23 protein-coding genes and 1 pseudogene are annotated in these 25,314 nt (G+C 71.7%); 18 read left to right on the forward strand and 6 right to left on the reverse strand.

What is annotated here, in order from left to right; genetic code table 11:
- Window positions 1-47 precede the first annotated feature (47 nt).
- Genes ACFSDF_RS10665 through ACFSDF_RS10675 form a run of 3 tightly spaced genes read left to right on the forward strand, consistent with a single transcriptional unit; the run spans window position 48 to window position 4,052 of the window.
- Window positions 48-1,433 carry an AAA family ATPase gene (locus tag ACFSDF_RS10665; protein WP_167007371.1) on the forward strand — a complete coding sequence of 462 codons (1,386 nt, stop codon included), beginning with the start codon at window positions 48-50 and terminating at the stop codon, window positions 1,431-1,433.
- A gap of 16 nt (window positions 1,434-1,449) precedes the next feature.
- Window positions 1,450-3,471 (forward strand): vWA domain-containing protein, encoded by a 2,022-nt coding sequence (locus tag ACFSDF_RS10670; RefSeq protein ID WP_167007374.1) that lies wholly within the window; start codon window positions 1,450-1,452, stop codon window positions 3,469-3,471.
- Between the two features lie 26 nt (window positions 3,472-3,497).
- Window positions 3,498-4,052 carry a DinB family protein gene (locus ACFSDF_RS10675; RefSeq protein ID WP_208322489.1) on the forward strand — a complete coding sequence of 185 codons (555 nt, stop codon included), beginning with the start codon at window positions 3,498-3,500 and terminating at the stop codon, window positions 4,050-4,052.
- A gap of 4 nt (window positions 4,053-4,056) precedes the next feature.
- Here ACFSDF_RS10675 and ACFSDF_RS10680 read toward each other — a convergent pair whose 3' ends face one another.
- Window positions 4,057-4,806, reverse strand: coding sequence for an IclR family transcriptional regulator (locus ACFSDF_RS10680; RefSeq protein WP_167007377.1), 750 nt, complete (start codon window positions 4,804-4,806; stop codon window positions 4,057-4,059).
- 171 nt (window positions 4,807-4,977) lie between these two features.
- Here ACFSDF_RS10680 and hutH point away from each other — a divergent pair, with 171 nt between their 5' ends.
- The 5 genes from hutH to hutI all read left to right on the forward strand — a co-directional run bounded on the left by hutH (window position 4,978) and on the right by hutI (window position 11,831).
- Window positions 4,978-6,570, forward strand: a complete 1,593-nt coding sequence (gene hutH / locus ACFSDF_RS10685; protein WP_167007380.1) for a histidine ammonia-lyase — start codon at window positions 4,978-4,980, stop codon at window positions 6,568-6,570.
- The gene (gene hutU / locus ACFSDF_RS10690; protein ID WP_377157492.1) at window positions 6,567-8,285 is read left to right on the forward strand and encodes a urocanate hydratase; all 1,719 of its coding nucleotides are present in this window, start codon (window positions 6,567-6,569) and stop codon (window positions 8,283-8,285) included. The genes hutH and hutU overlap by 4 nt, the downstream gene beginning before the upstream one ends.
- Complete coding sequence (locus tag ACFSDF_RS10695; protein ID WP_167007386.1) at window positions 8,282-9,457, forward strand: allantoate amidohydrolase; 1,176 nt, start codon at window positions 8,282-8,284, stop codon at window positions 9,455-9,457. The genes hutU and ACFSDF_RS10695 overlap by 4 nt, the downstream gene beginning before the upstream one ends.
- On the forward strand, window positions 9,454-10,593 hold the full coding sequence (locus ACFSDF_RS10700) for a formimidoylglutamate deiminase (protein WP_167007389.1): 1,140 nt from the start codon (window positions 9,454-9,456) through the stop codon (window positions 10,591-10,593). The genes ACFSDF_RS10695 and ACFSDF_RS10700 overlap by 4 nt, the downstream gene beginning before the upstream one ends.
- A 107-nt stretch (window positions 10,594-10,700) precedes the next feature.
- A complete protein-coding gene (gene hutI / locus ACFSDF_RS10705) occupies window positions 10,701-11,831 on the forward strand; it encodes an imidazolonepropionase (RefSeq protein WP_377159045.1) in 1,131 nt (376 codons plus the stop codon).
- Window positions 11,832-11,857: 26 nt separating this feature from the next.
- Here the strand turns inward: hutI and ACFSDF_RS10710 are convergent, their stop codons facing one another.
- The gene (locus tag ACFSDF_RS10710) at window positions 11,858-12,133 is read right to left on the reverse strand and encodes a DUF2000 family protein (protein ID WP_167252028.1); all 276 of its coding nucleotides are present in this window, start codon (window positions 12,131-12,133) and stop codon (window positions 11,858-11,860) included.
- Here ACFSDF_RS10710 and ACFSDF_RS10715 point away from each other — a divergent pair.
- The 6 genes and pseudogenes from ACFSDF_RS10715 to ACFSDF_RS10740 form a co-directional block, all read left to right on the forward strand.
- Window positions 12,132-12,377: pseudogene (locus ACFSDF_RS10715) on the forward strand (AraC family ligand binding domain-containing protein); the annotation flags it as partial. The gene ACFSDF_RS10710 and the pseudogene ACFSDF_RS10715 sit on opposite strands and share 2 nt — an antisense overlap.
- A gap of 103 nt (window positions 12,378-12,480) precedes the next feature.
- Window positions 12,481-12,930: a helix-turn-helix transcriptional regulator gene (locus tag ACFSDF_RS10720; protein ID WP_377157495.1), complete on the forward strand. Its 450-nt coding sequence runs from the start codon at window positions 12,481-12,483 to the stop codon at window positions 12,928-12,930.
- A gap of 114 nt (window positions 12,931-13,044) precedes the next feature.
- Window positions 13,045-13,182 carry a hypothetical protein gene (locus ACFSDF_RS10725; RefSeq protein ID WP_167007392.1) on the forward strand — a complete coding sequence of 46 codons (138 nt, stop codon included), beginning with the start codon at window positions 13,045-13,047 and terminating at the stop codon, window positions 13,180-13,182.
- Between the two features lie 51 nt (window positions 13,183-13,233).
- Window positions 13,234-14,187 (forward strand): non-homologous end-joining DNA ligase, encoded by a 954-nt coding sequence (gene ligD, locus ACFSDF_RS10730; RefSeq protein ID WP_167007395.1) that lies wholly within the window; start codon window positions 13,234-13,236, stop codon window positions 14,185-14,187.
- A gap of 52 nt (window positions 14,188-14,239) precedes the next feature.
- Entirely contained in the window at window positions 14,240-14,545 is a 306-nt protein-coding gene (locus tag ACFSDF_RS10735; RefSeq protein ID WP_167007398.1) for a hypothetical protein, read from the forward strand.
- A 1-nt stretch (window position 14,546) separates the two neighbouring features.
- Window positions 14,547-15,260 carry a DNA alkylation repair protein gene (locus ACFSDF_RS10740; RefSeq protein ID WP_377157497.1) on the forward strand — a complete coding sequence of 238 codons (714 nt, stop codon included), beginning with the start codon at window positions 14,547-14,549 and terminating at the stop codon, window positions 15,258-15,260.
- 69 nt (window positions 15,261-15,329) lie between these two features.
- On the opposite strand, the gene ACFSDF_RS10745 is transcribed toward ACFSDF_RS10740, so the two are convergent.
- The gene (locus ACFSDF_RS10745; protein WP_243843086.1) at window positions 15,330-17,270 is read right to left on the reverse strand and encodes a glycoside hydrolase family 3 protein; all 1,941 of its coding nucleotides are present in this window, start codon (window positions 17,268-17,270) and stop codon (window positions 15,330-15,332) included.
- 425 nt (window positions 17,271-17,695) lie between these two features.
- On the opposite strand from ACFSDF_RS10745, the gene ACFSDF_RS10750 reads away from it, so the two are divergent.
- The 4 genes from ACFSDF_RS10750 to ACFSDF_RS10765 all read left to right on the forward strand — a co-directional run bounded on the left by ACFSDF_RS10750 (window position 17,696) and on the right by ACFSDF_RS10765 (window position 23,367).
- Window positions 17,696-20,575: a helix-turn-helix transcriptional regulator gene (locus tag ACFSDF_RS10750; protein WP_167007406.1), complete on the forward strand. Its 2,880-nt coding sequence runs from the start codon at window positions 17,696-17,698 to the stop codon at window positions 20,573-20,575.
- A 63-nt stretch (window positions 20,576-20,638) separates the two neighbouring features.
- Complete coding sequence (locus ACFSDF_RS10755) at window positions 20,639-21,502, forward strand: class II glutamine amidotransferase (RefSeq protein ID WP_167007409.1); 864 nt, start codon at window positions 20,639-20,641, stop codon at window positions 21,500-21,502.
- A 27-nt stretch (window positions 21,503-21,529) separates the two neighbouring features.
- The gene (gene gndA / locus ACFSDF_RS10760; protein ID WP_208322492.1) at window positions 21,530-22,981 is read left to right on the forward strand and encodes an NADP-dependent phosphogluconate dehydrogenase; all 1,452 of its coding nucleotides are present in this window, start codon (window positions 21,530-21,532) and stop codon (window positions 22,979-22,981) included.
- Window positions 22,982-23,196: 215 nt separating this feature from the next.
- Window positions 23,197-23,367 carry a hypothetical protein gene (locus ACFSDF_RS10765; protein WP_377157500.1) on the forward strand — a complete coding sequence of 57 codons (171 nt, stop codon included), beginning with the start codon at window positions 23,197-23,199 and terminating at the stop codon, window positions 23,365-23,367.
- Here the strand turns inward: ACFSDF_RS10765 and ACFSDF_RS10770 are convergent.
- The 3 genes from ACFSDF_RS10770 to ACFSDF_RS10780 are packed head-to-tail and all read right to left on the reverse strand — an operon-like array spanning window position 23,364 to window position 25,290.
- On the reverse strand, window positions 23,364-24,038 hold the full coding sequence (locus tag ACFSDF_RS10770; protein WP_167007412.1) for a pyridoxamine 5'-phosphate oxidase family protein: 675 nt from the start codon (window positions 24,036-24,038) through the stop codon (window positions 23,364-23,366). The genes ACFSDF_RS10765 and ACFSDF_RS10770 overlap by 4 nt on opposite strands.
- A gap of 4 nt (window positions 24,039-24,042) precedes the next feature.
- On the reverse strand, window positions 24,043-24,480 hold the full coding sequence (locus ACFSDF_RS10775) for a CBS domain-containing protein (protein ID WP_167007415.1): 438 nt from the start codon (window positions 24,478-24,480) through the stop codon (window positions 24,043-24,045).
- 60 nt (window positions 24,481-24,540) lie between these two features.
- Window positions 24,541-25,290 carry a hypothetical protein gene (locus ACFSDF_RS10780; protein ID WP_167007418.1) on the reverse strand — a complete coding sequence of 250 codons (750 nt, stop codon included), beginning with the start codon at window positions 25,288-25,290 and terminating at the stop codon, window positions 24,541-24,543.
- Window positions 25,291-25,314: the final 24 nt, after the last annotated feature.

Raw genomic sequence — 25,314 nt, forward strand, 5'->3', positions numbered from 1 at the left:
CGAACGACGGTCGGTGATCCGGGGTGCACCGGACTAGCGTGGAGCAGATGAATGCGCCTGCACCCAGCACGGTCGCCGAGCTCCGCGCCTCCGGCCACGTCCAGAAGTCCCTCCGCGAGGAGGTCCGCGACAACCTGCTCGCCGCGCTCGCCGAGGGGCGTGATCCCTGGCCCGGCCTGCACGGGCTCGACGACACGGTCATCCCGCAGCTCGAGCGCGCCCTGATCGCCGGGCACGACGTCGTGCTGCTCGGCGAACGCGGCCAGGGCAAGACCCGTCTGCTGCGCTCGCTCGCCGGGCTCCTCGACGAGTGGACCCCGGTCATCGAAGGATCCGAGCTCGGCGAGCACCCGTACGAGCCGATCACCCCCGCCTCGCGTCGGCGCGCGACCGAGCTCGGCGACGCGCTGCCGGTGGTGTGGCGCCACCGCGACGAGCGGTACGCCGAGAAGCTCGCGACGCCGGACACGAGCGTGGCCGACCTGATCGGCGACGTCGACCCGATGAAGGTCGCCGAAGGGCGCTCGCTCGGCGACCCCGAGACGATCCACTTCGGGCTCGTGCCGCGCTCCCACCGCGGGATCGTCGCGATCAACGAGCTGCCCGACCTCGCCGAGCGCATCCAGGTCGCGATGCTCAACGTGATGGAGGAGCGCGACATCCAGATCCGCGGGTACGTCCTGCGGCTGCCGCTCGACGTCATGGTCGTGGCGACGGCCAACCCGGAGGACTACACGAACCGCGGGCGCATCATCTCGCCGCTGAAGGACCGCTTCGGCGCGGAGATCCGGACGCACTACCCGCTGGAGCTCGAGGACGAGATCGCCGTGGTCCGGCAGGAGGCCGCGCTGGTCGCGCAGGTGCCCGACTTCCTGCTCGAGATCCTCGCCCGGTTCACGCGGGCGCTGCGCGAGTCGCAGGCCGTCGACCAGCGTGCAGGTGTGTCCGCACGGTTCTCGATCGCAGGTGCGGAGACGGTCGCGGCCGCGGCGCTGCACCGCGCGACCGTACGGGGCGAGGACACCGCCGTGGCCCGTGTCGTCGATCTCGAGACCGCCGTGGACGTGCTCGGCGGCAAGGTCGAGTTCGAGACCGGCGAGGAGGGTCGCGAGCGGGCCATCCTCGAGCACGTCCTCCGTACGGCGACCGCCGAGACCGTACGCCACCGGCTGCGCGGCATCGACTTCGCGCTGCTCGTCGAGGCGTTCGCGTCCGGTGCGACGGTGACGACCGGCGACCAGGTCACCGCGAGCGACTTCCTCGCGGGCCTCCCAGTGCTGGGAGAGTCGGCCCTGTACGACGAGGTGATGGCCCGGCTCGGCGCCACCGGCGACGGCGAGCGGGCGAGCGCGCTCGAGCTGGCGCTGGAGGGGCTCTTCCTCGCGCGCAAGATCAGCAAGGACTCCGGTGGCGGGGAGACGGTGTACGGATGAGCGCGGCAGGTGACAGATGAGCAGGCACGAGAGCCGGTACGGCCGGTACGCGGGCGGTGATCCGCTCGCGCCACCGGTCGACATCGCCGAGGCGTTGGAGGCCATCGGCGAGGACGTGATGGCTGGATACTCGCCCGAGCACGCGATGCGTGAGGTGTTGCGGCGCGGGACGGACGGTCAGCAGGGCCTCGACGACCTTGCACGTCGCGTCGCGCAGCGCCGGCGCAGCCTGCTGGAGCGTCACGACCTCGACGGCACGCTGCGCGAGGTGCGCGAGCTCCTCGACCGGGCGGTGCTCGAGGAGCGCAAGCAGCTCGCCCGTGATCTCGACGACGACGCACGCTTCGCGGAGATGCGGATGGAGAGCCTGCCGTCGTCCCCGGCGTCCGCCGTCTCCGAGCTGGCGGACTACTCCTGGCGCAGCACGCAGGCGCGCGAGGACTTCGAGCGGATCAAGGACCTGCTCGGTCGCGAGATGCTCGACCAGCGCTTCTCCGGCATGAAGCAGGCGCTCGAGAACGCCACCGACGAGGATCGCGAGGCCGTCGCCGAGATGGTGCGCGACCTCAACAGCCTGCTGGACGCGCACCGGCGCGGGGACGACACCGAGGAGCAGTTCCGGGAGTTCATGGACAAGCACGGGGACTTCTTCCCGGAGGACCCGCAGAACGTCGACGAGCTGATCGACGCGCTCGCCGCCCGCTCCGCCGCCGCGCAACGGATGCTCAACTCGATGACTCCGGAGCAACGCGAGGAGCTGATGGCGCTGTCGGCCCAGGCCTTCGGCAGCGCCGATCTCCAGGACGCGCTCGGGCAGCTCGACGTCAACCTCCAGGCGCTTCGGCCCGGCGAGGACTGGTCGGGGTCGGAGCGTTTCGACGGCGAGCAGGGGCTCGGACTCGGCGACGGCACCGGCGTCCTGCAGGAGCTCGCGGACCTCGACGCGCTCGGCGAGCAGCTCTCGCAGTCCTATCCCGGGGCGCGGATGAGCGACATCGACGTCGACAAGCTCGGCGACCTCCTCGGTGAGGACGCGGCCGTCGACGCGCGTGCGCTCGCCGAGCTCGAGCGGGCATTGCGCGAGAGCGGCGCCCTCAAGCGCGGGACGGACGGCGGGCTGCGCCTCTCCCCGAAGGCGATCCGCCAACTCGGACGGTCGCTGCTGCGCGACGTCGCGAACCGGATGTCCGGCCGCCAGGGTGCCCGCGACGTCCGGCGTGCGGGCGCAGCCGGCGAGCTCTCGGGCGAATCGCGCGAATGGGAGTTCGGTGACACCGAGCCGTGGAACGTCACGAAGACGCTCACCAACGCGGTCCTCCGTACGACCGCCGAGGGCGGCGACGCCGGTGCAGGGGTCCGGCTCAACATCCGAGACGTCGAGGTGAGCGAGACCGAGGCGCGCACGCAGGCCGCGGTCGCGCTCCTCGTCGACACGTCGTTCTCGATGGCGATGGACGGGCGGTGGGTGCCGATGAAGCGCACGGCGCTCGCGCTCCACACGCTGATCCAGAGCCGGTTCCGCGGGGACCACCTGCAGCTCGTCGGGTTCGGCCCGTACGCCGAGGTCATGGACATCGACCAGCTCACCGCGCTCGACGCGAAGTGGGACAAGGGCACCAACCTGCACCACGCGCTTCTGCTCGCGCACCGGCACTTCCGCAAGCACCCCTCCGCGCAGCCGGTGCTGCTCATCGTCACCGACGGCGAGCCGACGTCGCACCTCGAACCCGACGGCGAGGTCTTCTTCACATATCCGCCGTCGCCTCGTACGGTCGCGCACACCGTCCGTGCCCTCGACGACGTCGGGCGGCTCGGCGCGCAGACCACGTTCTTCCGCCTCGGCGAGGACCCCGGGCTCGCGCGGTTCATCGAGCAGATGGCGCGGCGCGTCGACGGACGCGTGGTCGCGCCGGAGCTGGAGGACCTCGGCGTCGCCGTCGTCGACAGCTATCTCGGGTCTCGTGACAGCGGCAGTGCGTACGGCGGCGGGTCGTACGGAGGGTGGTTCGGCGGTCGCGGATTCTGGGTGGACGAGTAGGCGTCTGTGCCTGAGAGACTGCCGAGATGAGCAGCGAACGGCAGTTCCCGGACATGTGGGTCGACCCCCAGGACGACCCGCGCGACTCCGACGCGCAGTCAGTCGGCGAGCGCGAGACGCTCCTCGACTACCTGCGCGTGTACCGGCTCACGCTGCGGATGAAGTGCGACGGTCTCGACGCCGAGCAGATGGCGCGCCGCTCGGTGCCGCCGTCGACGATGTCGCTGCTGGGCCTCGTACGGCACATGGCCGATGTCGAGCGGACCTGGTTCCGGCAGCGGATGGCGGGTGAGGACGCGCCGCGCTACTACCGGACGGCGGAGGACCGCGACGCCGACTTCAACGGTGCGGTCGCCGACGACGAGGTCGTGGCCGACGCGTGGCGCCGCTGGGAGGACGAAGTGGCGTACGCGGAGGCGTTCGTCGATGGCGTCTCGGACCTCGGCACGGTCGCGCGCGACACCGAGCGTGGCGAGATCCCGCTGCGCGACGTGCTGGTGCACATGATCGAGGAGTACGCGCGCCACGCCGGTCACGCGGATCTCCTCCGCGAGTGCATCGACGGGCGTACGGGGCAGTAGCCCGTCAGCGGGCGTGCAGGCGGCGGTCGAGCGTCGCGGCGGTGCTCCGTACGGCGGTGACGACCGCGTCGGCGGAGACGTCCGCCGACGACTCCCACGTGACGGCGACGGCAGCACGGACCGCAGGCGCGCTGAGCGCGACCGCGACGGACCGGAACCCCGGCGTCACCTCGCCGTCCTCGGTGGCATGCCCGCGGCGCCGGGTCTCGCCGAGCAGGTCACGCAGCTGGGTCGGCGTCGCGGGGCCAACGTCCGTACGGCTGACGAACGCGGCGGCATCCGGATAGAGGGCGCGCACCTGCGGCCGGGCGAGCGTCGACAAGATCGCGCGCCCGGATGCGGTTAGGTGCGCCGGAAGCCGTACGCCCACGTCGGTGACCAGCGACGGGCGGCCGGGCGCCCGCTCCTCGAGGACGTAGAGCACGTCCGAGCCGTGGAGGACCGCCAGGTGTGCGGACTGGCCGAGCGTGTCGACGAGGCGGGCGAGCGGGACCCGGGCGAGGCGGGCGAGCGGTTCCTGCTGCGCGAAGGCGAGCCCCACCTCCCACGCGCCGACCCCGAGCCCCCAGGTGCGGTCCTCGGGGTAGTGGACGACGAAGTCCTCCTCGGCCATCGCCGCGAGCAGGTGGTACGTGGAGGAGCGGGGCAAACCGATCTCGCTCGCGATGCGGCTCGCGGGGACCGGGACGGGCTGGCCCGACAGGAACCGCAACGCGCGCAGCGTCGCGGTCGCGGCGGGGACGGCACGGGACATGGGGTCAGTGTCTCGGATCCGAGATTGCCGCGCCGTGCTGCGGCGCTCTGCGCGGTCGATCGGTGTCACATGGCGGCACCGATCGACCGCAATGGCCGCTGTCTCGGATGCGAGACACGAGCCAGCGCGGCGCCGTAGCGGTGCGGCACGCCCGCGCCGTGGAATGGACCCATGCACACCGTCATCGTCGGCCCCGGGCCGCTCGCCCCCGAGGACGTCGTCGCCGTCGCCCGCGACGGAGCCCGCGTGGCCCTGTCCGAGGAGGCACGCTCCGCGATCAAGACCGCCCGTACGCACGTCGAGGCGTTGGCCGCCTCCGACGAGCCGGTGTACGGCGTCTCGACGGGGTTCGGCGCGCTCGCGACACGGCACATCCCGGCCGAGCAGCGCACGCAGCTCCAACGCAGCCTGATCCGCTCCCACGCGGCCGGCACCGGCCCGCAGGTCGAGGACGAGGTCGTACGGGCGCTCATGCTGCTGCGCCTGTCGACCATGGCCAGCGGGCACACCGGCGTGCGGCTCGAGGTCGCCGAGGCGTACGCGGCGATGCTCAACGCGGGCCTGACACCCGTGGTGCGCGAGTACGGCAGCCTCGGCTGCTCCGGCGACCTCGCGCCACTGTCGCACTGCGCACTCGCGGTGATGGGGGAGGGCGAGGTGACCGAGAACGGTGTCGTACGCCCTGCGGCCGAGGCGCTCGCCGACCACGGGCTGACCCCCGTCGTCCTTGCCGAGAAGGAAGGCCTCGCGCTCATCAACGGCACCGACGGGATGCTCGGGATGCTCGTCCTCGCGCTTCACGACGTGCGGGCCCTGCTCGACGCCGCCGACCTCGCGGCCGCGATGAGCATCGAGGGCCAGCTCGGGACGGACCAGGTGTTCTCCGCGGAGCTGATGGCCCTGCGGCCGCACCCGGGGCAGGCCACGTCGGCCGCGCACCTGCGGACGCTGCTCGCCGGGTCGGAGATCGTGGCGAGCCACCGGCACGGCGACGGGGTGGTCCAGGACGCGTACTCGCTGCGCTGCACTCCTCAGGTCCACGGCGCCGCCCGCGACACACTCGACCATGCGGCCCTCGTCGCGGGGCGCGAGCTCGCCTCCGCGATCGACAACCCGTCGGTCCTCGCGGACGGGCGGGTCTCGTCCCACGGGAACTTCCACGGCGCCCCGCTGGCGTACGTCCTGGACTTCCTGGCGATCACGGTCGCCGATGTCGCCGGCATCAGCGAGCGCCGTACGGACCGGTTCCTCGACGTCTCGCGCAACCGCGGACTGCCGCCGTTCCTCGCCGACGACCCGGGTGTGGACTCCGGCGCGATGATCGCGCAGTACACGCAGGCCGCGCTCGTCGCCGAGCTCAAGCGCCTCGCGGTGCCGGCCAGCGTCGACTCGATCCCGTCGAGCGCGATGCAGGAGGACCACGTCTCGCTCGGCTGGTCCGCGGCCCGCAAGCTCCGCAGGGCCGTGGACGCCCTCACCCGGGTGCTCGCGATCGAGATCATGGTCGCCGCGCGCGGGATCGATCTGCGCGCGCCGCTCGCGCCGTCGCCGATCACGGGCGCGGCGATCCGTACGCTCCGCGAGCACGTCCCCGGGCCCGGCCCGGACCGCTTCCTCGCCCCCGAGATCGATTCCACGGTCACCCTCGTCCGTACCGGCACGCTCCGTCCCCGATTTGGGCATTTCCCCACCGAATCACCAGTGCGAATCGGTGGGGAAGTGCCCGAATCGGGGACGGGACCTGAGCAGGAGGCACCACGATGAGCCACGAACCCGTACGGGCGCCGCGGGGCACCCAGATCACCGCCCGCTCGTGGCAGACCGAAGCCCCGTTGCGGATGCTGATGAACAATCTGGATCCGGACGTCGCCGAGCGCCCCGAGGACCTTGTCGTCTACGGCGGTACGGGACGCGCCGCGCGCAGCTGGGAGGCGTACGACGCGATCGTCCGCACGCTGCGCACCCTCGACGACGACGAGACCCTGCTCGTGCAGTCCGGCAAGCCGGTCGGCGTGTTCCGTACGCACGCGTGGGCGCCCCGCGTCCTCATCGCCAACTCCAACCTGGTCGGCGACTGGGCGACGTGGCCCGAGTTCCGGCGGCTCGAGGCCGAGGGGCTCACGATGTACGGCCAGATGACGGCCGGGTCGTGGATCTACATCGGCACGCAGGGGATCCTCCAGGGCACGTACGAGACCTTCGGCGCCGTGGCGCGGAAGCTGTGGGGTCTCGACAGGCTCGACCGACGGGGTGACAGGCTCGACCGACGGGGTGACCGACCGACCCTCGCCGGCACCCTCACCCTCACGGCCGGCTGCGGCGGCATGGGCGGCGCGCAGCCGCTCGCGGTCACGATGAACGAGGGCGTGGTCCTCGTCGTCGACGTGGACGAGACGCGGCTCGCGCGACGCGTCGAGCACGGCTACCTGGACGAGTACACCGCCGACCTCGACGACGCCGTCGAGCGCGTCCTCGCCGCCAAGAAGGACCGCCGCCCGCTGTCGGTCGGGGTGGTCGGCAACGCGGCGACCGTGTTCCCCGAGCTGCTCGCGCGCGGCGTCGAGATCGACATCGTCACCGACCAGACGAGCGCGCACGACCCGCTGAGCTATCTCCCCGAGGGCATCGACGTCGCGGACTGGAAGGCCGAGGCGGCGCGCGACCCGGAGGGGTTCACCGCACGCGCCCGCGCGTCGATGGCCAAGCACGTCGAGGCGATGGTCGGGTTCATGGACGCCGGCGCGGAGGTGTTCGACTACGGCAACTCGATCCGCGACGAGGCACGCCAGGGTGGGTACGCCCGCGCGTTCGCGTTCCCCGGCTTCGTCCCCGCCTACATCCGCCCGCTGTTCTGCGAGGGCAAAGGCCCGTTCCGGTGGGCGGCGCTGTCCGGTGATCCCGCCGACATCGCGGCCACCGACCGCGCGATCCTCGATCTGTTCCCCGAGGACGAGCACCTGCGCCGCTGGATCACGCAGGCGGGGGAGAAGGTCCACTTCGAGGGGCTGCCGGCGCGCATCTGCTGGCTCGGGTACGGCGAACGGCACCGCGCCGGGCTGCGTTTCAACGAGATGGTCGCGTCGGGCGAGCTGAGCGCGCCGCTCGTCATCGGGCGCGACCACCTCGACTCCGGCTCGGTCGCGTCGCCGTACCGCGAGACCGAGGCGATGGCCGACGGCTCCGACGCGATCGCGGACTGGCCGCTTCTCAACGCACTCCTCAACACCGCCTCCGGCGCGACGTGGGTGTCGCTCCACCACGGCGGTGGCGTCGGGATCGGCCGCTCGCTCCACGCGGGGCAGGTGATCGTCGCCGACGGGACCGACCTCGCGGCCGAGAAGATCGAGCGGGTGCTGACGAACGACCCTGGGACGGGCGTGATGCGGCACGTCGACGCCGGGTATGACCGGGCGCGCGACGTCGCGCACGAGCGTGGCGTGCGCGTGCCGATGGAAGAAGCGCCGATGGAGGAGGCGTGAAGCTTCTCGCCCCGATCGAGTGCGTCGGTCGCGATCCCCGTACGGGCGGCTATCGTCGCTTCGCGTGGAGCGACGCCGACATGGAGCTACGCGAGTGGTTCGCCGGTGAGGCGGCCGCGCGTGGCATGGCGTACGAGGAGGACGGCAACGGCAACCAGGTGGCGTGGTGGGGGGAAGGATCCGACGCGCTGCTGCTCGGCTCGCACCTCGACTCCGTCCCGGACGGCGGCGCATACGACGGTCCGCTCGGCGTCGTCTCCGCCTTCGCGGCGCTCGATCAGCTGCGCGCAGACGGCTTCACGCCCTCGCGTCCGATCGCGGTCGCGTGCTTCGCCGACGAGGAGGGGGCGCGCTTCGGGGTCGCGTGCGCCGGCTCGCGCCTCGCCGCCGGCACGCTCGACGCTGACCGTGCGCTCGCGCTCAAGGACCGCGACGGGCTCAGCCTCGCGGAGGTCCTGACCGCCCGCGGGCGAGACCTCCGTAGGGTCGGCCGGAGCGCGTGGCTCGGCCGTATCGGCGCGTTCGTCGAGCTGCACGTCGAGCAGGGCCGCGCGCTCGTCCACTCCGAAGAGCCGGTCGGCGTCGCGACGGCGATCTGGCCGCACGGGCGGTGGCGGCTCGACTTCGAGGGACGTGCGGACCATGCCGGGACCACGCCGATGGAGGACCGGCGCGACCCGATGCCCGCGTACGCCGCCACCGTGGTCGCGGCCACCCGGCGGGCGTACGAGGAGGGCGCGCGGGCGACGTTCGGGCGGATCACCGTCGAGCCGGGCGGCGCGAACGCAATCCCGTCGAGGGTCACCGGCTGGCTCGACGCCCGTGCGGACGACGAGGCCGCCCTAGCCCGGATGCTCGACGCGATCCTCATCGACGCACGCGAGGCGGCCTCGGCGTCACGCGTGCGGGTCGAGGTCGCGGTCGAGTCGTCAAGCCCGGCGGTCGCGTTCGACCTCGACCTGCGTGAACGCCTCGCGCAGGTCCTCGACGCCCCGCTGCTGCCGACAGGGGCGGGCCACGACGCGGGCGTGCTCAGCGCCTTCGTACCGACGGCGATGCTGTTCGTCCGCAACCCGACCGGCGTGTCCCACTCGCCGGAGGAGTACGCCGACGACGCGGACTGCGCCGCAGGCGTCGAGGCACTCGCACGCGTGGTGCGGGAGCTCGCATGAGCGCCTTCCCCGGGCTCGCCAACTGTCACAGCCACGTCTTCCACCGGGCTCTGCGCGGGCGCAGCGTCGGCGGCGACACGTTCTGGGCCTGGCGGGACCAGATGTACGCCGTCGCGGGCGTGCTCGACCCGGACCTCCTCCACGACCTTGCCGTGGCGACGTACGCGGAGATGCGGCTCGCGGGCATCGGCGTCGTCGGCGAGTTCCACTATCTGCACCACGGCCCGGACGGTGTCCCGTACGACGACCCGAACGCCACCGGCGAGGCGCTGATCGCTGCTGCGCGCGAGGTCGGGCTGCGGATCTGCCTGCTCGACACGTGCTATCTCGCGGCGGGGTTTGGGCGGCCTGTTGAGGGGGTCCAGCGGCGCTTCTCCGACGGTGACGCCGAGGCCTGGGCGCTGCGCGTGAGCGACCTCGCCGCCCGCCACGCCGGTGCGGACGACGTCGTGGTCGGCGCCGCGATCCACTCCGTACGGGCGGTGCCGCCGGGCCAGCTCGGCACGGTCGCCACCGCACTCCCGGAGGCGCCGCTGCACGTCCACGTCTCCGAGCAGCCGCGGGAGAACGAGGACTGCCTCGCCGCCACCGGCCATACCCCGGTCGCTTTGCTCGCCGACGCCGGCGCCTGGACGCCCCGCACGACGGCGGTTCACGCCACGCATCTCACCGAGGCCGACATCGCGACGCTCGGCGATGCGCGGGCGTACGTGTGCTTCTGCCCGACCACCGAGGCCGAGCTTGCGGACGGCGTCGGACCGTCGACCCGGTTGCGCGACGCCGGGGCGCGGCTCACGCTCGGGTCGGACAGCAACACAGTGATCGACCTGTTCGCGGAGGCGAGGGCGGTGGAGATGCACGAACGGCTGGTCAGCGGCACGCGCGGGGCGTGGAGCGCGGCGGAGCTGACGGAGGCGGCGACGCGGACGGGCTACGCCTCGCTGGGGTTCGCACCGGATCTCGCCGGCGCCGACGCGTCGACGCTGCGCGACTCCGTACGGCTCGCTGGCGCGGGCGAGCCGCTGTGGGCCGCGACGGCCGCGGACGTGGAGCCGCCCAAGGACCTGCCGTACGGGGCCGACGAGATCGCCGAGCGGATGCGCCGCGCGGTCGCCGCGATCTGGGGGCGCGTGTGAGCGGGGTTTCGACAGGCTCAACCGGCGGGGCCGAGGTTTCGACAGGCTCAACCGGCGGTGGCGGGGTTTCGACAGGCTCAACCAGCGGTGGCGGGGGTGCGCGAGCGCTGCTCCTCACCCACATCGGCGAGCTCGTCACGTGGGAGAACGAGCGCCCGCTCCGCCAGGACGCCGCGCTCGTCCTCGCCGACGGCGTCGTCGCGTGGGTCGGGGACGCGGCCGACGCGCCCGCCGCCGACGAGGTGCTGGACGTCGCCGGCGCCGCGGTCGTCCCGGGCTTCGTCGACTCCCACAGCCATCTCGTCTTCGCGGGCGACCGCGCGCCGGAGTTCGAGGCGCGGATGGCCGGGCGCCCGTACGCCGCCGGCGGCATCCGCACCACCGTTGCCGCCACCCGCGCCGCGTCCGACGCCGACCTCGAGGCGAACGTCCGCCGACTCGTCGCCGAGATGCAGCGCCAGGGGACCACCACGGTCGAGATCAAGAGCGGGTACGGCCTCACCGTCGACGACGAGGCGCGTTCCCTGGCGATCGCCGCGCAGCTCACCGCCGAGACCACCTACCTCGGTGCGCACGTCGTCCCGGACGGCACCACGCCCGAGGCCTACGTCGACCTCGTCACCGGCCCGATGCTCGACGCCTGCGCCCCGTACGCGCGCTGGGTCGACGTCTTCTGCGAGGACGGTGCGTTCGGCGCCGACGCCGCCCGCACCGTCCTCACCGCCGGACGCGACGCGGGCCTCGGCATGCGCGTCCACGCCAACCAGCTGTCGTACGGCCCGGGGGTGCAGCTGGCCTGCGAGCTCGGCGCGGCCGCGGTGGACCACTGCACCTACCTCAGCGACGCCGACATCGAGGCGCTCGCTACCTCCGACACCGTCGCGGGGCTCCTTCCCGGCGTCGAGTTCTCGACCCGCCATCCGTACCCCGACGCGCGCCGGCTCCTCGACGCCGGCGTCACCGTGTCGCTCGCGAGCGACTGCAACCCGGGCAGCAGCTACACGTCGTCGATCCCGTTCTGCCTCGCGCTCGCCGTGCGCGAGATGGGGATGACTCCGTACGAGGCCCTCGGCGCGGCGACGCTCGGCGGGGCCGCGTCCCTGCGTCGCGACGACATCGGCCACCTGCGGGTCGGGGCGCGTGCCGACCTCGCGATCCTCGACGCTCCCTCGGCGGTGCACCTGGCGTACCGGCCCGGCGTCCCGCTGGTCGCCCGCACGCTCGTCGGCGGCCGCTGACCCGGGTCGGCCAGGCGTCCGGTCCCTCACGCGTGCAGCGACGCGCCCTTCACCGTCTTGTCCACCGCGTTGCGGGGCCCGTGCACCGCGACGGTCGCGAACAGCTCCCGCGTATAGATCGCCATCGGCATCTCCCGCCGCAGCGCCGCCCCGTGGATCCCACGCAACCCCTCCGCGTCGGCGGTGAAGACGAGCATCGGCTGGCGCATCATCGGCAGGTAGCGCTGCCCGTCGGCGTCCTCGTACGGCTCGCGGACAGCGTCGCCGCAGCACCTGGACCGGGTCTTGTACGTTCTTTGCATGGCTGATCGGGTCCGCGCGTGGCGACCCGACGTGCCGCACCTGCGTGAGGTGCTGCACGCCGAGTTCACCGAGCACGCCTACCCGAGCCACACACACGGCGACTGGACGCTGCTGCTCATCGACGCCGGCGCCGTCTCGTACGACCTCGACCGTCATCCCCACACCGCCGAGCCGACGACCCTCACGCTCCTCCCGCCGCACGTGCCGCACGACGGCCGTACGGCGCGCGAGGGGCGGCCGTTCCGCAAGCGCGTGCTCTATCTCGACGCCGACCTGGCTGCCGCTCGGTGCCACCGGCCACAACGTCGACCAGCCGACGGTCGCGCGCCCCGACGTCACCGGCGGGGTGAGGCGTATCCATGCGGCGCTCGGCGGGGGCGACGCCTTCGAAGCGGAGTCAGAGCTGGTCCGGGTCCACGACCTGCTGCGGGAGCACCTCCACAGGCTCGCGCCGTCGACAGCCCCCGACGTGCCGCTGGCCCGCCGTCTGCGCGAGCTCCTCGACGAGGCGGTCGTCGCCGGCCTGACGCTCGATGAGGCCTCGCGGGTGCTCGGCGCACACCCGAGCCACCTCGTACGGTCGTTCTCAGCGGCGTACGGCCTCCCGCCCCACCGCTACCTCACGAGCCGCCGCGTGGACCTCGTCCGCCGGATGCTGCTGGACGGCCGTCCGGCCGCGGAGGCGGCGGTGGCCGCCGGATTTCACGACCAGGCACACCTCACGCGCCACTTCCGGCGGGTCCTCGGGACGACGCCCGGCGCCTTCGTAGGTGCCCGACCCCGTCGTCTGAGGTAGCCCCGCCCACCAATCTGAGGCACCTGGTAAGCCAAACCTAGGGTGCGCACCCGATGTGAGCGCCTACCTCAGACGACGAGAGTGAGGGCATCAGGACGAGCGAAGGAGACCCTGATGTACATCGATCCCGAGCAGTCGGTCACGACCGAGATGAAGCACCGCATCGAGCGGCTCCCGATCCCTGGTGACGACCGTCGCGCCGACCTCGTTCGCGGGCCGCGCGCACGTCGTCGTCGGGGACTGCGCCTCTGAGCCGTCGTGTTGCGCCTACCCGACCGCGTCGTCCCGTGCGAGTATCCCCGCATGGGCGACGCGGTCGAGATCGAGGTCGGGAACCGTGACGTCCGCGTGTCCAACCCCGACCGCGTCTACTTCCCCGAGCGGGGCGAGACCAAGCTCGACCTCGTCACCTACTACCTCTCCGTCGGCGACGGCATCGTCAACGCGCTGCGTGAGCGGCCCTGCATGCTCCACCGCTTCCCCAAGGGTGTCGCCTCGACAAAGGTCCACCAGAAGCGCGTCCCCGCGGGGGCGCCGCCGTGGCTGGAGACCGTACGCGTGGAGTTCCCGCGGTACGGCCGCCACGCGTACGAGCTGTGCGTCACCGAGCTCGCGAGCGTGATCTGGGCGGTGCAGATGTCGACCGTCGAGTTCCACCCGTGGAACTCACGCCGCGCCGACACCGAGAAGCCCGACGAGTGGCGCATCGACCTCGACCCGGGCCCGGAGTGCGACTTCTCGACCGTACGGAGGGTGGCGCACGTCGCGCACGAGATCCTCGACGAGCTCGGGGCGGTCGGCTGGCCCAAGACCTCGGGTGGTTCCGGGATGCACATCTATGTCCGTATCGCGCCCGAGCATGGCTTCCCCGACGTCCGTCGCGCCGCGCTCGCGTTCGCCCGCGAGGTCGAGCGCCGCGTCCCTGACGAGGTGACGACGACCTGGTGGCGCAAGGACCGCGACCCGGCCAAGCTCTTCGTCGACTACAACCAGAACACCCGCGACCACACCATTGCCGCCGCCTACTCCGTACGAGGCGTCCCTGACGCACGGGTCTCCGCGCCGATCCGGTGGGACGAGGTCGACGACGTCGAGCCCGCCGCACTGACGATCGCCACGATGCCCGCCCGCTATGCCGAGCTGGGCGACCTGCACGCGGGCATCGACGAGGCCGTGTTCTCGATCGCGCCCCTGCTGGAGTGGGCGGCGCGCGACGAGGCCGAAGGGGCGCAGGTGCCGCCCGAAGAGGGTGGCTGACGGGGCGCGGGCACGCTAGCGTCGAGGGGAACGCTCACCGAGAGGAGTCCTCATGCGCAAGCTCTCCCTTCTCGTCGCTGCCGGCGTCGGATACGTCCTCGGGGCCAAGGCCGGACACGAGAGGTACGACCAGATCGTCACGCAGACCAAGAAGCTCCTCGGGAGCCAGCCGGTCCAGGACGGCTTCTCGAAGGCGACCGACACGGTCAAGGACCAGGCGCCCGTGGTCAAGGACAAGGTCACCGATGCTGCTCACAAGGTCGCAGACAAGGTGACACCGGGTTCGTCGAGCGACCATGTCGAGGTCGAGGAAGAGCTGGCCTGGACGACGTCCACCGACGACAAACCGAAGCCCTGAGGTGGCGCCCGTACGCGAGGACGTTTCCGCGGCACAGTTCGTCGCGGCGCTGCTCCCGATGGCGACGGACGAGCAGCGGGTGAAGTACCAGCGGTTCTTCCCCGGTGACGACACCTTCGTCGGCGTACGGATGGGCGCGATCTTCGGCCTTGCCAAGGAGTTCCTTGCGATGCCCGTCGACGAGCTCGAGGTGCTCCTCGACCACGACGTGCGCGAGGTCCGGGTCGGCGCCTGCTCGATCATGGGCAAGGCGGCGGCCCGCAAGCGGGTGACCGAAGAGCGGCACGAGGAGCTATACGACCTCTACCTGCGCCGCCACGACCGGATCGACGGGTGGGACCTCGTCGACCTCGGGGCCTACCAGGTCGTCGGCAGGTGGCTCGTCGAGCGCCCGCGCGACCCGCTGTATGCGCTGGCGCGCTCGGACTTCTGGCCCGAGCGGCGTACGGCGATCGTGGCGACCGCGGCGTTCATCGGTCGCGAGGACGTGGCCGACACGTTCGCGATCAGCGCGCTGCTCCTCGACGACCCGGAGCCGCTGGTGCACAAGGGTGCCGGGTGGATGCTGCGCTACGCCGGCGACGTGGACCGGGACGCGTTGCGCGGGTTCCTCGACACGCACGCGGTCACGATGCCCCGCGTGATGCTGCGGACCGCCCTCGAGAAGTTCGACAAGCCTGAACGCGCCGCCTACCTCGCCCGCCCCGTGATTTGACGCGTTCCCCACCGAGTTGCGTCCGAGATGGGTGGGAAACGCGTCAAATCAGGGGGCGGGCCCTCAGGGTCAGCGCGTGCGTAGGCCGAACCCGTATGGGAACAGCGGGTCGTAGTCCGCGTCCCCGACGTTGAGCGGCTGCTGCGCGACCGTACGAGGCCACGTCACCGGGAGCTTGCCGGTGAACCGCTTCTTGCCGAACAGCACGTCCGCCACGCCCGCACCCTCGCTGCCGGGCAGCCAGCCTGCGACGAGCCCGTCGATCTTGCTGAGCAGGTCCGGCGCGATCTCCAGCGGTCGGCCCGAGACCACGATCACGACGCACTCCGCGGCCTGCGTGCAGACGGTGTCCACGGCCTGCTGGTCGGCCTCGGACAGCTTCATGTCCTTGATCGGCCGCAGCACCCCGTTGTCACCGGGGTCGAAGCCCCAGCGCGGGCCACCGACGTCGCCGAAGCCCTCCGCGTACGGCGTCTCGCCGACCACCACGACACCCGTCGCGTCGCTCGGCACCGGCGTGGACGCGGTCTCGCTCACCGTGACGTCACCGCGCGAGGCGTCCTCGATGCCCTCGAGGATCGTCGTGCCCGGGAACTGGTGGTACGAGCCGCCCTGCCAGGTCAGCGTCCAGCCGCCGGCCTGGTTGCCGATGTTGTCGGCGTTGCTGCCCGCGACATAGAGCGACGAGCGCTTCGACAGCGGCAGGACGTCGCCACGGTTCTTCAGCAGCACCTGCGACTTCGCCACGGCCTCGCGCGCCACCTTGCGGTGCTGCGCGCTGCCGACCTCGTCGATGTTTCGACGGTCGGTATACGGCTTCTCGAACAGGCCGAGCTCGAACTTCTGGGCCAGGATCCGGCTCACCGCGTCGTCGATCCGCGACATCGGGACGCGTCCCGCCTCGACCTCCTGGGTGAGTGCGGTGATGAACTGCCGGAACTGCGCCGGCTCCATCGCCATGTCGATGCCGGCGTTGATCGCCGTACGGACCTGCGTGTTCCAGTCGCCCGGGATCTGGTGGATCGCCTCCCAGTCGCTGATGACCAGGCCGTCGAAGCCCATCCGGCCCTTGAGGACGCCGGTGAGCAGCTCGGTGTGCGCGGTCATCTTGAGCGGGTTGCCGACCCCGTCCTCGGTCCAGTCGACCGACGAGAACGACGGCATGACCGACCCGGCGCCGTACTTCTTGATCGCGGGCCAGTACGGGGCGAGGGCGAGGCGCGCGAACTCCTCACGGCTCACGATCGCGATGCCCTGGTCGATCGTGTAGTCGCCAGCGGACGTCCCGAAGGTCGTGAGGCCGTCTCCGGCGTAGTGCTTCGGCGTTGCGAGGACGCGGTCGGCGTTGTCGAGCTGGCCGGGTCGTCCCTGGAAGCCGCGGACGGCGACGGCCATCTCCGAGACCAGCCGCGGTGACTCGCCGAAGCTCTCGTACGTACGGCCCCACCGGTCGTCCCGTGCGACGCACAGGCACGGCGCGAAGCTCCACTGCGGACCCGTCGCGCGGGTCTCCTCGGCGGTGACGTGGGAGATCTTCTCGACCAGCTTCGGGTCGCGGGTGGCACCGAGGCCGATGTTGTGCGGGAACACGGTCGCGCCGTAGAGGTTCCCGTGTCCGTGCACGGAGTCGACCCCGTACAGGACGGGGATCTTCAGGCGCGTCGCGAGCGCGCCGTCCTGGAAGCCGTCGACCATGTCGGCCCAACCCTCGGGGGAGTTGTCGGCCGGTACGGAGCCGCCGCCGGACAGGATGCTGCCGAGACCGAGGGCGGTCACGTCGGCGGGCGTCGCGTTGCCCCGCTCGGCCTGAGTCATCTGGCCGATCTTCTCGGCCAGGGTCATGCGTGAGAGCAGGTCCTTCACCCGCTTCTCGGTAGGCAGCCGCGGGTTGAGGTAGGGCAGGGTGCCCCGGTCCTTGCCCGTGCTCGCCCCGCTCGGGGTCGTGGCCGGCGCCGAGGCCGCGCCGACGCCGACGGTGCCGGCGACCAGTGCCGTTACGGCACCGAGCACCAGCGTGGTGCGTCGGAATCGGGAACGAGGTGCTGCGTCGGTGCTTCGAGGTCTGGCATCCATGAGGTCCTCCACTCGAATGTGACGTACGTCATACTCAGGCCTCCGAATATTGCGTAACCAACAACAAATGGCAAGACCTGGGTTCGCGGATACGTCCCGGATCTGAGGTAGTCGTGGACCCTTACTAAGGAACTCGTCCGATGCCTGCGGCTACCTCAGACGACGAGCATTGACGTCATGATCCTGAATCCGGAGTACTACGTGGAGACCGAGATGCAGCGCCGTATCGAGGACGCCCACCCGCGCCCTCGTCGCCGTACCGTCCGGCGTCGCACGCGCCGGGCTCGGCGGTGACCCAGGGCGCGGTGCCGGCCCACGAATCTGAGTCGAATCCTGTCGGTGTCTTGGGCGATCATGGGTTCATGTCCGCCGAGTGGAGACCGACCGAGCCCCTGGTCGGGCGTGAGACCGAGCTCTCGCGCCTGCTCGCCGCAACCGGCGTCGCTGACCCGGAGGCCCGCGGGGGTGTCCTCCTCAGCGGCGACGCCGGCATCGGCAAGACTCGCCTGCTTCGCGAGCTCGCGGTCCTTGCCGCCGACGGAGGCCACCGCGTCATGGTGGGCCACTGCGTCGATCTCGGCGACAGCGCGATCCCCTTCCAGCCCTTCGCCGAGATGCTGGCGGGGTTGGACGACGCCACCCGCACGTCCATGTCCGACGCGATGCCCCCGCTCGGTCCGCTCATGTGGGGTGCCGCGGACGGCGCGGGCGTGGACCGCGGCGAGCTCTTCTCGTCGGTCGTGACCGCGCTCGAGCTGCTCGGCGCGAGCCGTCCCGTCCTTCTCATCGTCGAGGACGCCCACTGGGCAGACGCCTCCACACGGCACCTGATCCGCTACGTGCTCTCCCAGCGGTACGAGGGCGACGTCCGGGTGGTCGTCTCCTACCGTAGCGACGACCTGCACCGCCGCCACCCGTTGCGCGCCGACGTCGCGGAGTGGAGCCGGTTGCCCGGTGTCCAGCGTCTCGACCTCGGCCCGCTCGCCGACGACGAGGTTCGGGCGCTCGTGCGTTCGCGCGACGCCGGCGCGATCGGTGCGAGCGGGCTGGCCGCGATCCTCCGCCGCGCGGAGGGCAACGCGTTCATCGTCGAGGAGCTGCTCGACGTCGACGACAAGAACGGCCCGCTGCCTCCGACCTTGGCCGATCTGCTCCTCGTGCGGCTTGACCGCCTCGACGACGCTGGGCGACACGTCGTGCGTGCGCTCGCCTGTGCAGTCGGTGAGGTGAGCGACGAGCTGTTGTCCGCCGTCGTGGACCTGCCACCGAGCACGATCGAGGACGGTGTCCGCGCCGCACTCGACCACCGCATCCTCTCCCGGACCCGCAGCGACGGCTACGTCTTCCGACATGCCTTGCTCGCCGAGGTCGTACGAGACGACCTGCTGCCGGCCGAGCGACGTCGGATCCACGCGGCATACGTCAAGGTGCTGAGCGGCCGTGGCGACTCGGCCGACGTCGCGCGGCACGCGTTCGAGGCAGGTCTCGACGAGGTCGCGTTCACGGCCAGTGTCCGCGCTGCCGAGCGGGCGACCCGCGTCGCGGGCCACGACGAGGCCGCGGACCACTACGAGCGGGCGTTCTCGGTGGTGTCCGCTGCCCCTGAGGGCACCGACGTCGTCGGTCTGGTGATCGCCGCGAGCGAGGCCAAGACAGCAGCCGGATACGTACGCCGAGCCTGGGTGCTCGTCGGCGACTTCCTCGAGCAGGCCGACGACCTGCCTGTGGAGGACCGGGCGCGGCTCCTCGTCGCGTACGGCACGGCGGCGCTGATGGCCGATCGGATCGTCGAGCCGCGCCAGGCGCTCGAGGAGCTCTTCGTGCTCGTTCCCGAGCAGCCGACTGCGCTGCGGGCCTCCGTCGAGGAGCTCGCTGCCCGTGCCGCGTCCAACGAGAGGCACTTCGACGAGGCGATCCGCTGGGCGACCCAGGCGATGACACTAGGGCAGCGGCTGGGTCTCAACCGGCTCGTGGCCGACGCTGCCGCAACCAAGGCTAGGGCGCGTGCTCGGATCGGAGACGACCCCGAGGGCGACGAGCGCCGCTTCCTCGAGGTCGCAAAGATTGCGGCGACCGAGGGCGACGTCGTGGCAGAGCTGAGGGCTCGCCACCACCTCGCCTTCTACTACCACGAACGCGGCATGCTCGACCGCGCTGAGGCCGAGTTCCTCCGGACGATGAAGACCGCCGTGCAGGCCGGTCGCCAATGGGCTCCGTACGGGTTCGACGGCCGCTTCTTCGCGTCGGTCACGGCCTATCTCCTCGGTCATTGGGACCTTGTCCTCGAGCTCTGCGACGTCGGCATGCTGCAGCCGCCCAAGGTCCCCGCAGCTGATCTCGAGGCCGTCGGTCTGCTCGTCTCGGCAGGCCGGGGCGACGGCGCGGCGCTGCGCACGGCCGAGCGGCTGCGCGCCCTCTGGCACAAGGACATTGTCCTCGCCATCCACTGTGCGACGGCCGCCATCGACCTGGCCCGCGATGCGGGTGAGGCGACACGCTGGCACGACGACCTGGTCATGACACTGACCCAGGACTGGGACGGTGAGTTCGTCCCGGCTCGCCTGCGGATGGGGGGCCTGCTCGTGGGACGCCTCGCCGACGAGGCGGGCCACGCGTCGACCGCCGAGCGCAGCGAGTGGCTCACGCGCGCAGAGCAGCTGCGGGCCGTCGCCGACCACGTCATCGAGCAGCGCGGCCCGTTCGGTCCCGAGGGAGCCGCGTGGTCATTGCGCCTGGACGCCGAGATCCTGCGTCTGCGCTGGATCGTCGGGGGTGAGGTTGCGCTCCCCGCGCTGCTCACCGCGTGGCGCGAGACCACGCAGGCGTTCGCCGAGCTCGGACAGGTCTACGAGGAGGCCCGCTCCGCGTCCCGGCTCGCGGCAGTCCTGCAGGCCAGCGGCGACGTGGCAGGCGCCAAGGAGGTCGCGAGCAGCGCGCACGAGCAGGCCGTCGCGTTGGGCGCAGCACCGCTCACCCGCGTGCTCGAGCAGCTCGCGGGCTCGACCACGGCAGCGGCCACCTCGGCCGCTTCGAAGCCCCACGTCGCCGGCGAGAAGCCGCTGACTGCTCGTGAACGTGAGGTCCTCGAGCACCTCGTCGAGGGCCGTACCAACGGCGAGATCGCGACGCTGCTGTTCATCAGCACCAAGACGGTCTCGGTCCACGTCTCCAACATCCTCGCCAAGCTCGGGGCGTCGACCCGCACGGAGGCGGCAGCGATCGCGCGACGCCAGCGCGCCTGAGCGCAGGCGTCCGTAGGGCCCGCGTGACGAGCGGGATCGCCCGAGCGCTGAGACGCTGAGGGCATGTGCCGCTTGTTCGGTCTGCAGTGCGGTCGTCATCCGATGACCGCGACCTTCTGGCTGCTCGACGCCCCCGACAGCCTGCGGTCGCAGGGCCGTCGCAACCCGGACGGGACGGGCATCGGCGTCTTCGAGCCCGATGGTGCCGCGCGGATCGACAAGCAGCCGATCGATGCATGGGACGACACGGCCTTCGCGCGCGACGCGAAGACCATGCACGGGACGACGTTCGTCGCGCACGTCCGCTATGCCAGCACGGGTGCGCACACCGTCGCCAACACGCACCCGTTCGAGCTCGACAACCGGCTGTTCGCCCACAACGGCGTCGTCGGCGGGCTCGAGTCGCTCGACGCACGTCTGGCCGACGTCGGTGCCAGCGCGCTGGTCGAGGGCCAGACGGACAGTGAGCGGGTCTTCGCGCTGATCACGGCGGAGATCCGCCGCAACAGCGGCGACGTGGCAGACGGCGTGCACGACGCGATCAGCTGGATCGCCGAGAACCTGCCCGTGCTGGCCCTGAACTTCGTCCTGACCACCGCGACGGACCTCTGGGCGCTGCGCTACCCGGACGTGCACCCCCTGCGGTTCCTCGAGCGGGCCGAGCGCGTCCCGGGCACCGAGGGGTGGGACGGCGCCAGCGACCGCATCCATGCCCGTGTGGATCCTGCCGACGACGACCACCGGACCGTGGTCGTGGCGACCGAGGAGATGGACGACGAGCCCGGCTGGACGGCGCTGGAGTCCGGCGAGCTGCTGCACGTCGACCGCGACCTCACCCTCACCCGTACCCATCCGTTCGGCCCGCTGCGACATCCGCTTGCGCTCGCCGACCTCGAGCCGACCGCGGCCGCGTCGCAGCGCTCCTAGCCCGAGCCCCGACTACGAGGAGGACGCGTGAACGACGTCCCGAACGCCCGTATCGGCGTCACCGGCCTGGCCGTGATGGGCCGCAACCTCGCCCGCAACCTGGCCCGCCACGGCTTCCCGGTTGCGCTGCACAACCGCACCTATGCCCGTACGGAGTCGCTGGTCGCCGACCACGGAGACGAGGGCACCTTCGTCCCGTCCGAGTCGCTGGAGGACTTCGTGGCGTCGATAGCGAAGCCACGCCCGATCATCGTGATGGTCAAGGCGGGCGAGCCCACCGACGCGGTCATCGACGAGCTCGTCCCGCTGCTCGACGAGGGCGACGTGGTCATCGACTGCGGCAACGCGCACTTCCTCGACACCCGGCGGCGCGAGGCTGCGCTGCGCGAGAAGGGACTCCACTTCGTCGGCGCGGGCGTCTCCGGCGGAGAAGAGGGCGCGCTCAACGGCCCGAGCATCATGCCGGGCGGTTCCGCTGAGTCGTACGAGACGCTCGGGCCGATGTTCGAGACCATCGCCGCCCAGGTCGACGGCACCCCGTGCTGCACCCACGTCGGCCCGGACGGCGCCGGGCACTTCGTCAAGATGGTCCACAACGGGATCGAGTACGCCGACATGCAGCTGATCGCCGAGGCGTACGACCTGCTGCGGCACGGGCTCGGCGCGGAGCCGGCGCGGATCGCGGAGATCTTCGCGCAGTGGAACGAGGGCGACCTCGAGTCCTACCTCATCGAGATCACCGCCGACGTGCTCGCCCACACCGACGCCGCCACCGGGCGACCGTTCATCGACGTCGTGCGGGACGAGGCGGAGCAGAAGGGCACCGGACGCTGGACGGTCCAGACCGCGCTGGACCTCGGCGTCCCGGTCACGGGCATCGCCGAGGCGACGTTCGCGCGCTCGGTCTCGGGGCACACCGAGCAGCGCGAGCCGGCCCGTACGGCCTATCCCGACGCGCACGCGGACACCGGGTGGCGGCCGGACGACGACGACACGTTCGTCGACGACGTCCGCCGGGCCCTGTACGCGTCGAAGGTCGTCGCGTACGCCCAGGGCTTCGACGAGATCCTGGCCGGGAGGCGCGCGCACGACTGGGGGATCGATCCGGGGGCGATGGCGACGATCTGGCGTGGCGGCTGCATCATCCGGGCGCGGTTCCTCGACCGCATCCGCGAGGCGTACGACGGCGATCCGGACCTGCCGTCGCTGCTCGTCGCCCCGTACTTCGTCGACGCCGTGCAAGCGGGCCTAGAGTCCTGGCGCCGCGTCGTCGCGATCGCCGCCCGTACGAGCATCCCGGCACCGGCGTTCGCCTCGTCGCTCGCGTACTTCGACGCCCTGCGGGCCGAGCGACTGCCGGCCGCGCTGATCCAGGCCCTCCGCGACGACTTCGGCGCTCACACCTACCGGCGCGTCGACAAACCCGGCACGTTCCACACGCTCTGGGCCGGTGAGCGGTCCGAGGAGCAGCGGGGCTGAGCCTCCTGTCCCCTTCACGGGGTCGACACCGCAATTCTGAGGGGCCCCTCGGCCCGGCACCGCCGTCTCTGTCCTGCCTGCGGGCCAAGGCAACCCGATGATCGCCGAGGGCATCGCGATCGGTGCCAACACGCGGAGGCGCAGGGCATCAACGCGCTGCGCCGCCTCGGCGAGAACCTCGCGAAGCGGGTCTCTCGTACGACGACGTGATCACGATGCGGGGGTGTCCTCCAGAACCCGTCCGGCGCGGCCGCGGCGGACTTCGCCGGTGGAACCGTGCGTACCGGCAATACTTCGCCAACACGAGCCTGTCCATCGGCACGCCGGTGCTGGTGCCGCTCGGGACGGCAGCGCCCGGCCACGGCAAGGGGAAGGGCGGGCACTAGTCCGACGGTTCCGCGTCCGTACGGTGCCTTGCCTCGGCGAGGCCCCGTACGGACGGCGGCACCGTGATCCCCGTGCGCAGGTCGGGCGCGGGGACCGGAGCACCGGCGACCTCGCGCAGCGGGACCACTCCCGCCCAGGCCTCGCCAGCGATGTCGTCGTCCTCGTCCTCCGGCCACCCGTCGGACACCTTGAGCGACCAGCGCTCGATCGGCAGCCCGAGCACGAGCGTGGCCGCCAGCTCGCGGCGTGTCGACGGCCGCACCTCCGCCGCGCGGCCCGGGATCAGCGCATCGGTCAGCCTGTCCAACGCCGCGACCTGCTCATCGTCCGGCAGCACCGAAGCGGCGCCGAACAGCACCGCGCTTCGGTAGTGCAGCGACGACTCGAACGTCGACCGCGCCACCACGATCCCGTCGAGCGCCGTCACGGCCACGGAGACCGGCGCCCCTGCGGCCACCACGCGCATCCAGGGCGACCCTGTGGACCCGTGGAGGAGCAGCCGGTCGCCCTCGCGCGCGAACGCGGTCGGGACCACGAGCGGTGCACCGTCGACGACCACGCCGAGGTGGCAGACGCGCACGGAGTCGAGGAGCCGGTCTAGGGCGGCTCGGTCGCGGCGCTGCTTGCCCGGCAGACGGGTGACGTCGGTGCGCGGCGGATCGGGCGACACCGGGTCAGCGTGCGGACGCGACGTACTGGTTGAGCTGGTCGCGCTCGAACTGCAGCTGCTGCATCCGGAACTTCACCGCGTCGCCGATCGACAAGATCGCGACCAGCGCCTCGTCCTCGTCGACGACCGGCACGTGGCGGATGCGCTCGTTGGTCATGATCTCGAGGAGCGCACCGATGGAGTCATCCGGCCCGCAGGTGTGGACCTCGGACGTCATGATCGACGACACCGGCTGTGTCAAAGGGTCGCTCGTGCTGCGCAGCTTGCGCACGATGTCGCGCTCCGACACGATCCCGGCGACGTGGATGCCGTCCTCGCTCACGACCAGGGCACCGATGTTGCGTGCGTCGAGCTCGTCGAGCAGCGCGGAGACCGCTGCGTCGGGGGCGATGGTGAACACGTCGGTGCTGCCCTTCGACGTGACGACGTCACTGACCTTCATCGCTTCCCCCTGGGTTCACACGTGGCCGATGCGCTCAACCTAGCGTGATCCGGGCCACTCTCACCAGCCCGCGGGAGGCCCTTGCTGCCCGTACGTGCTCCCCTGCTGCCCGTACGAGGGGTAGCCGCCGCCTCCGCCGTACGGGGAATCCCACCGCGGACCGGAGCGCGAGAACCACTCGTTGGCACCCCCGCTGAACAGCAGGACGATCACGGCGATCCCCGCCACGAGCCACAGCACGGAGACGAACGACAAGATCATCACCAGACTCGTGATGATTGTCAGCGACGCCAGCACGACCAGGGCGATCCGAGCCCACGCCTGACGACGCAGCACGAAGACGCTGACCACGAGGGAGACCACCGAGGCCACCACGAACACCGCCACCATCGCGTAGACCGCGGGACGGTTGTCCTGGACGGACTGCACGTCGGAGGGGCTCAGGTCGAAGTCGGTCGGGTTCTCGGCCATCTCGTCGAGCATCCACCCGAGCGCCACCGCGACCAGGATCCAGCCGAGGGCCGTCAGCACCGACAGCGCGATCGTGATCCAGGCGGCCAGCGTCACCGTGACAGGACGGGCGTCGGGGTCGCGGGGGATCGGAAAGCTCGACTGCGGCAGCCCGCTCGCGTATGGGTCGTACCCGCCGTACTGCTGCTGCCCGTACGAGGGCTGTTGCGGATACTGCGGACCGTACGGAGGTTGCTGCGGGCCCTGCTGGCCGTACGGAGGGTGTCCTTGGCCGTACGGCGACGGGCCCTGGCCCGGTGGTGGGCCGGGGTCGGACGGTGGCGGAGTCGGCGTGGACATGCGGCTGATCCTACGGCTGGAGAA

The organism is Mumia zhuanghuii, from assembly GCF_042681565.1.
Lineage (GTDB): Bacteria > Actinomycetota > Actinomycetes > Propionibacteriales > Nocardioidaceae > Mumia.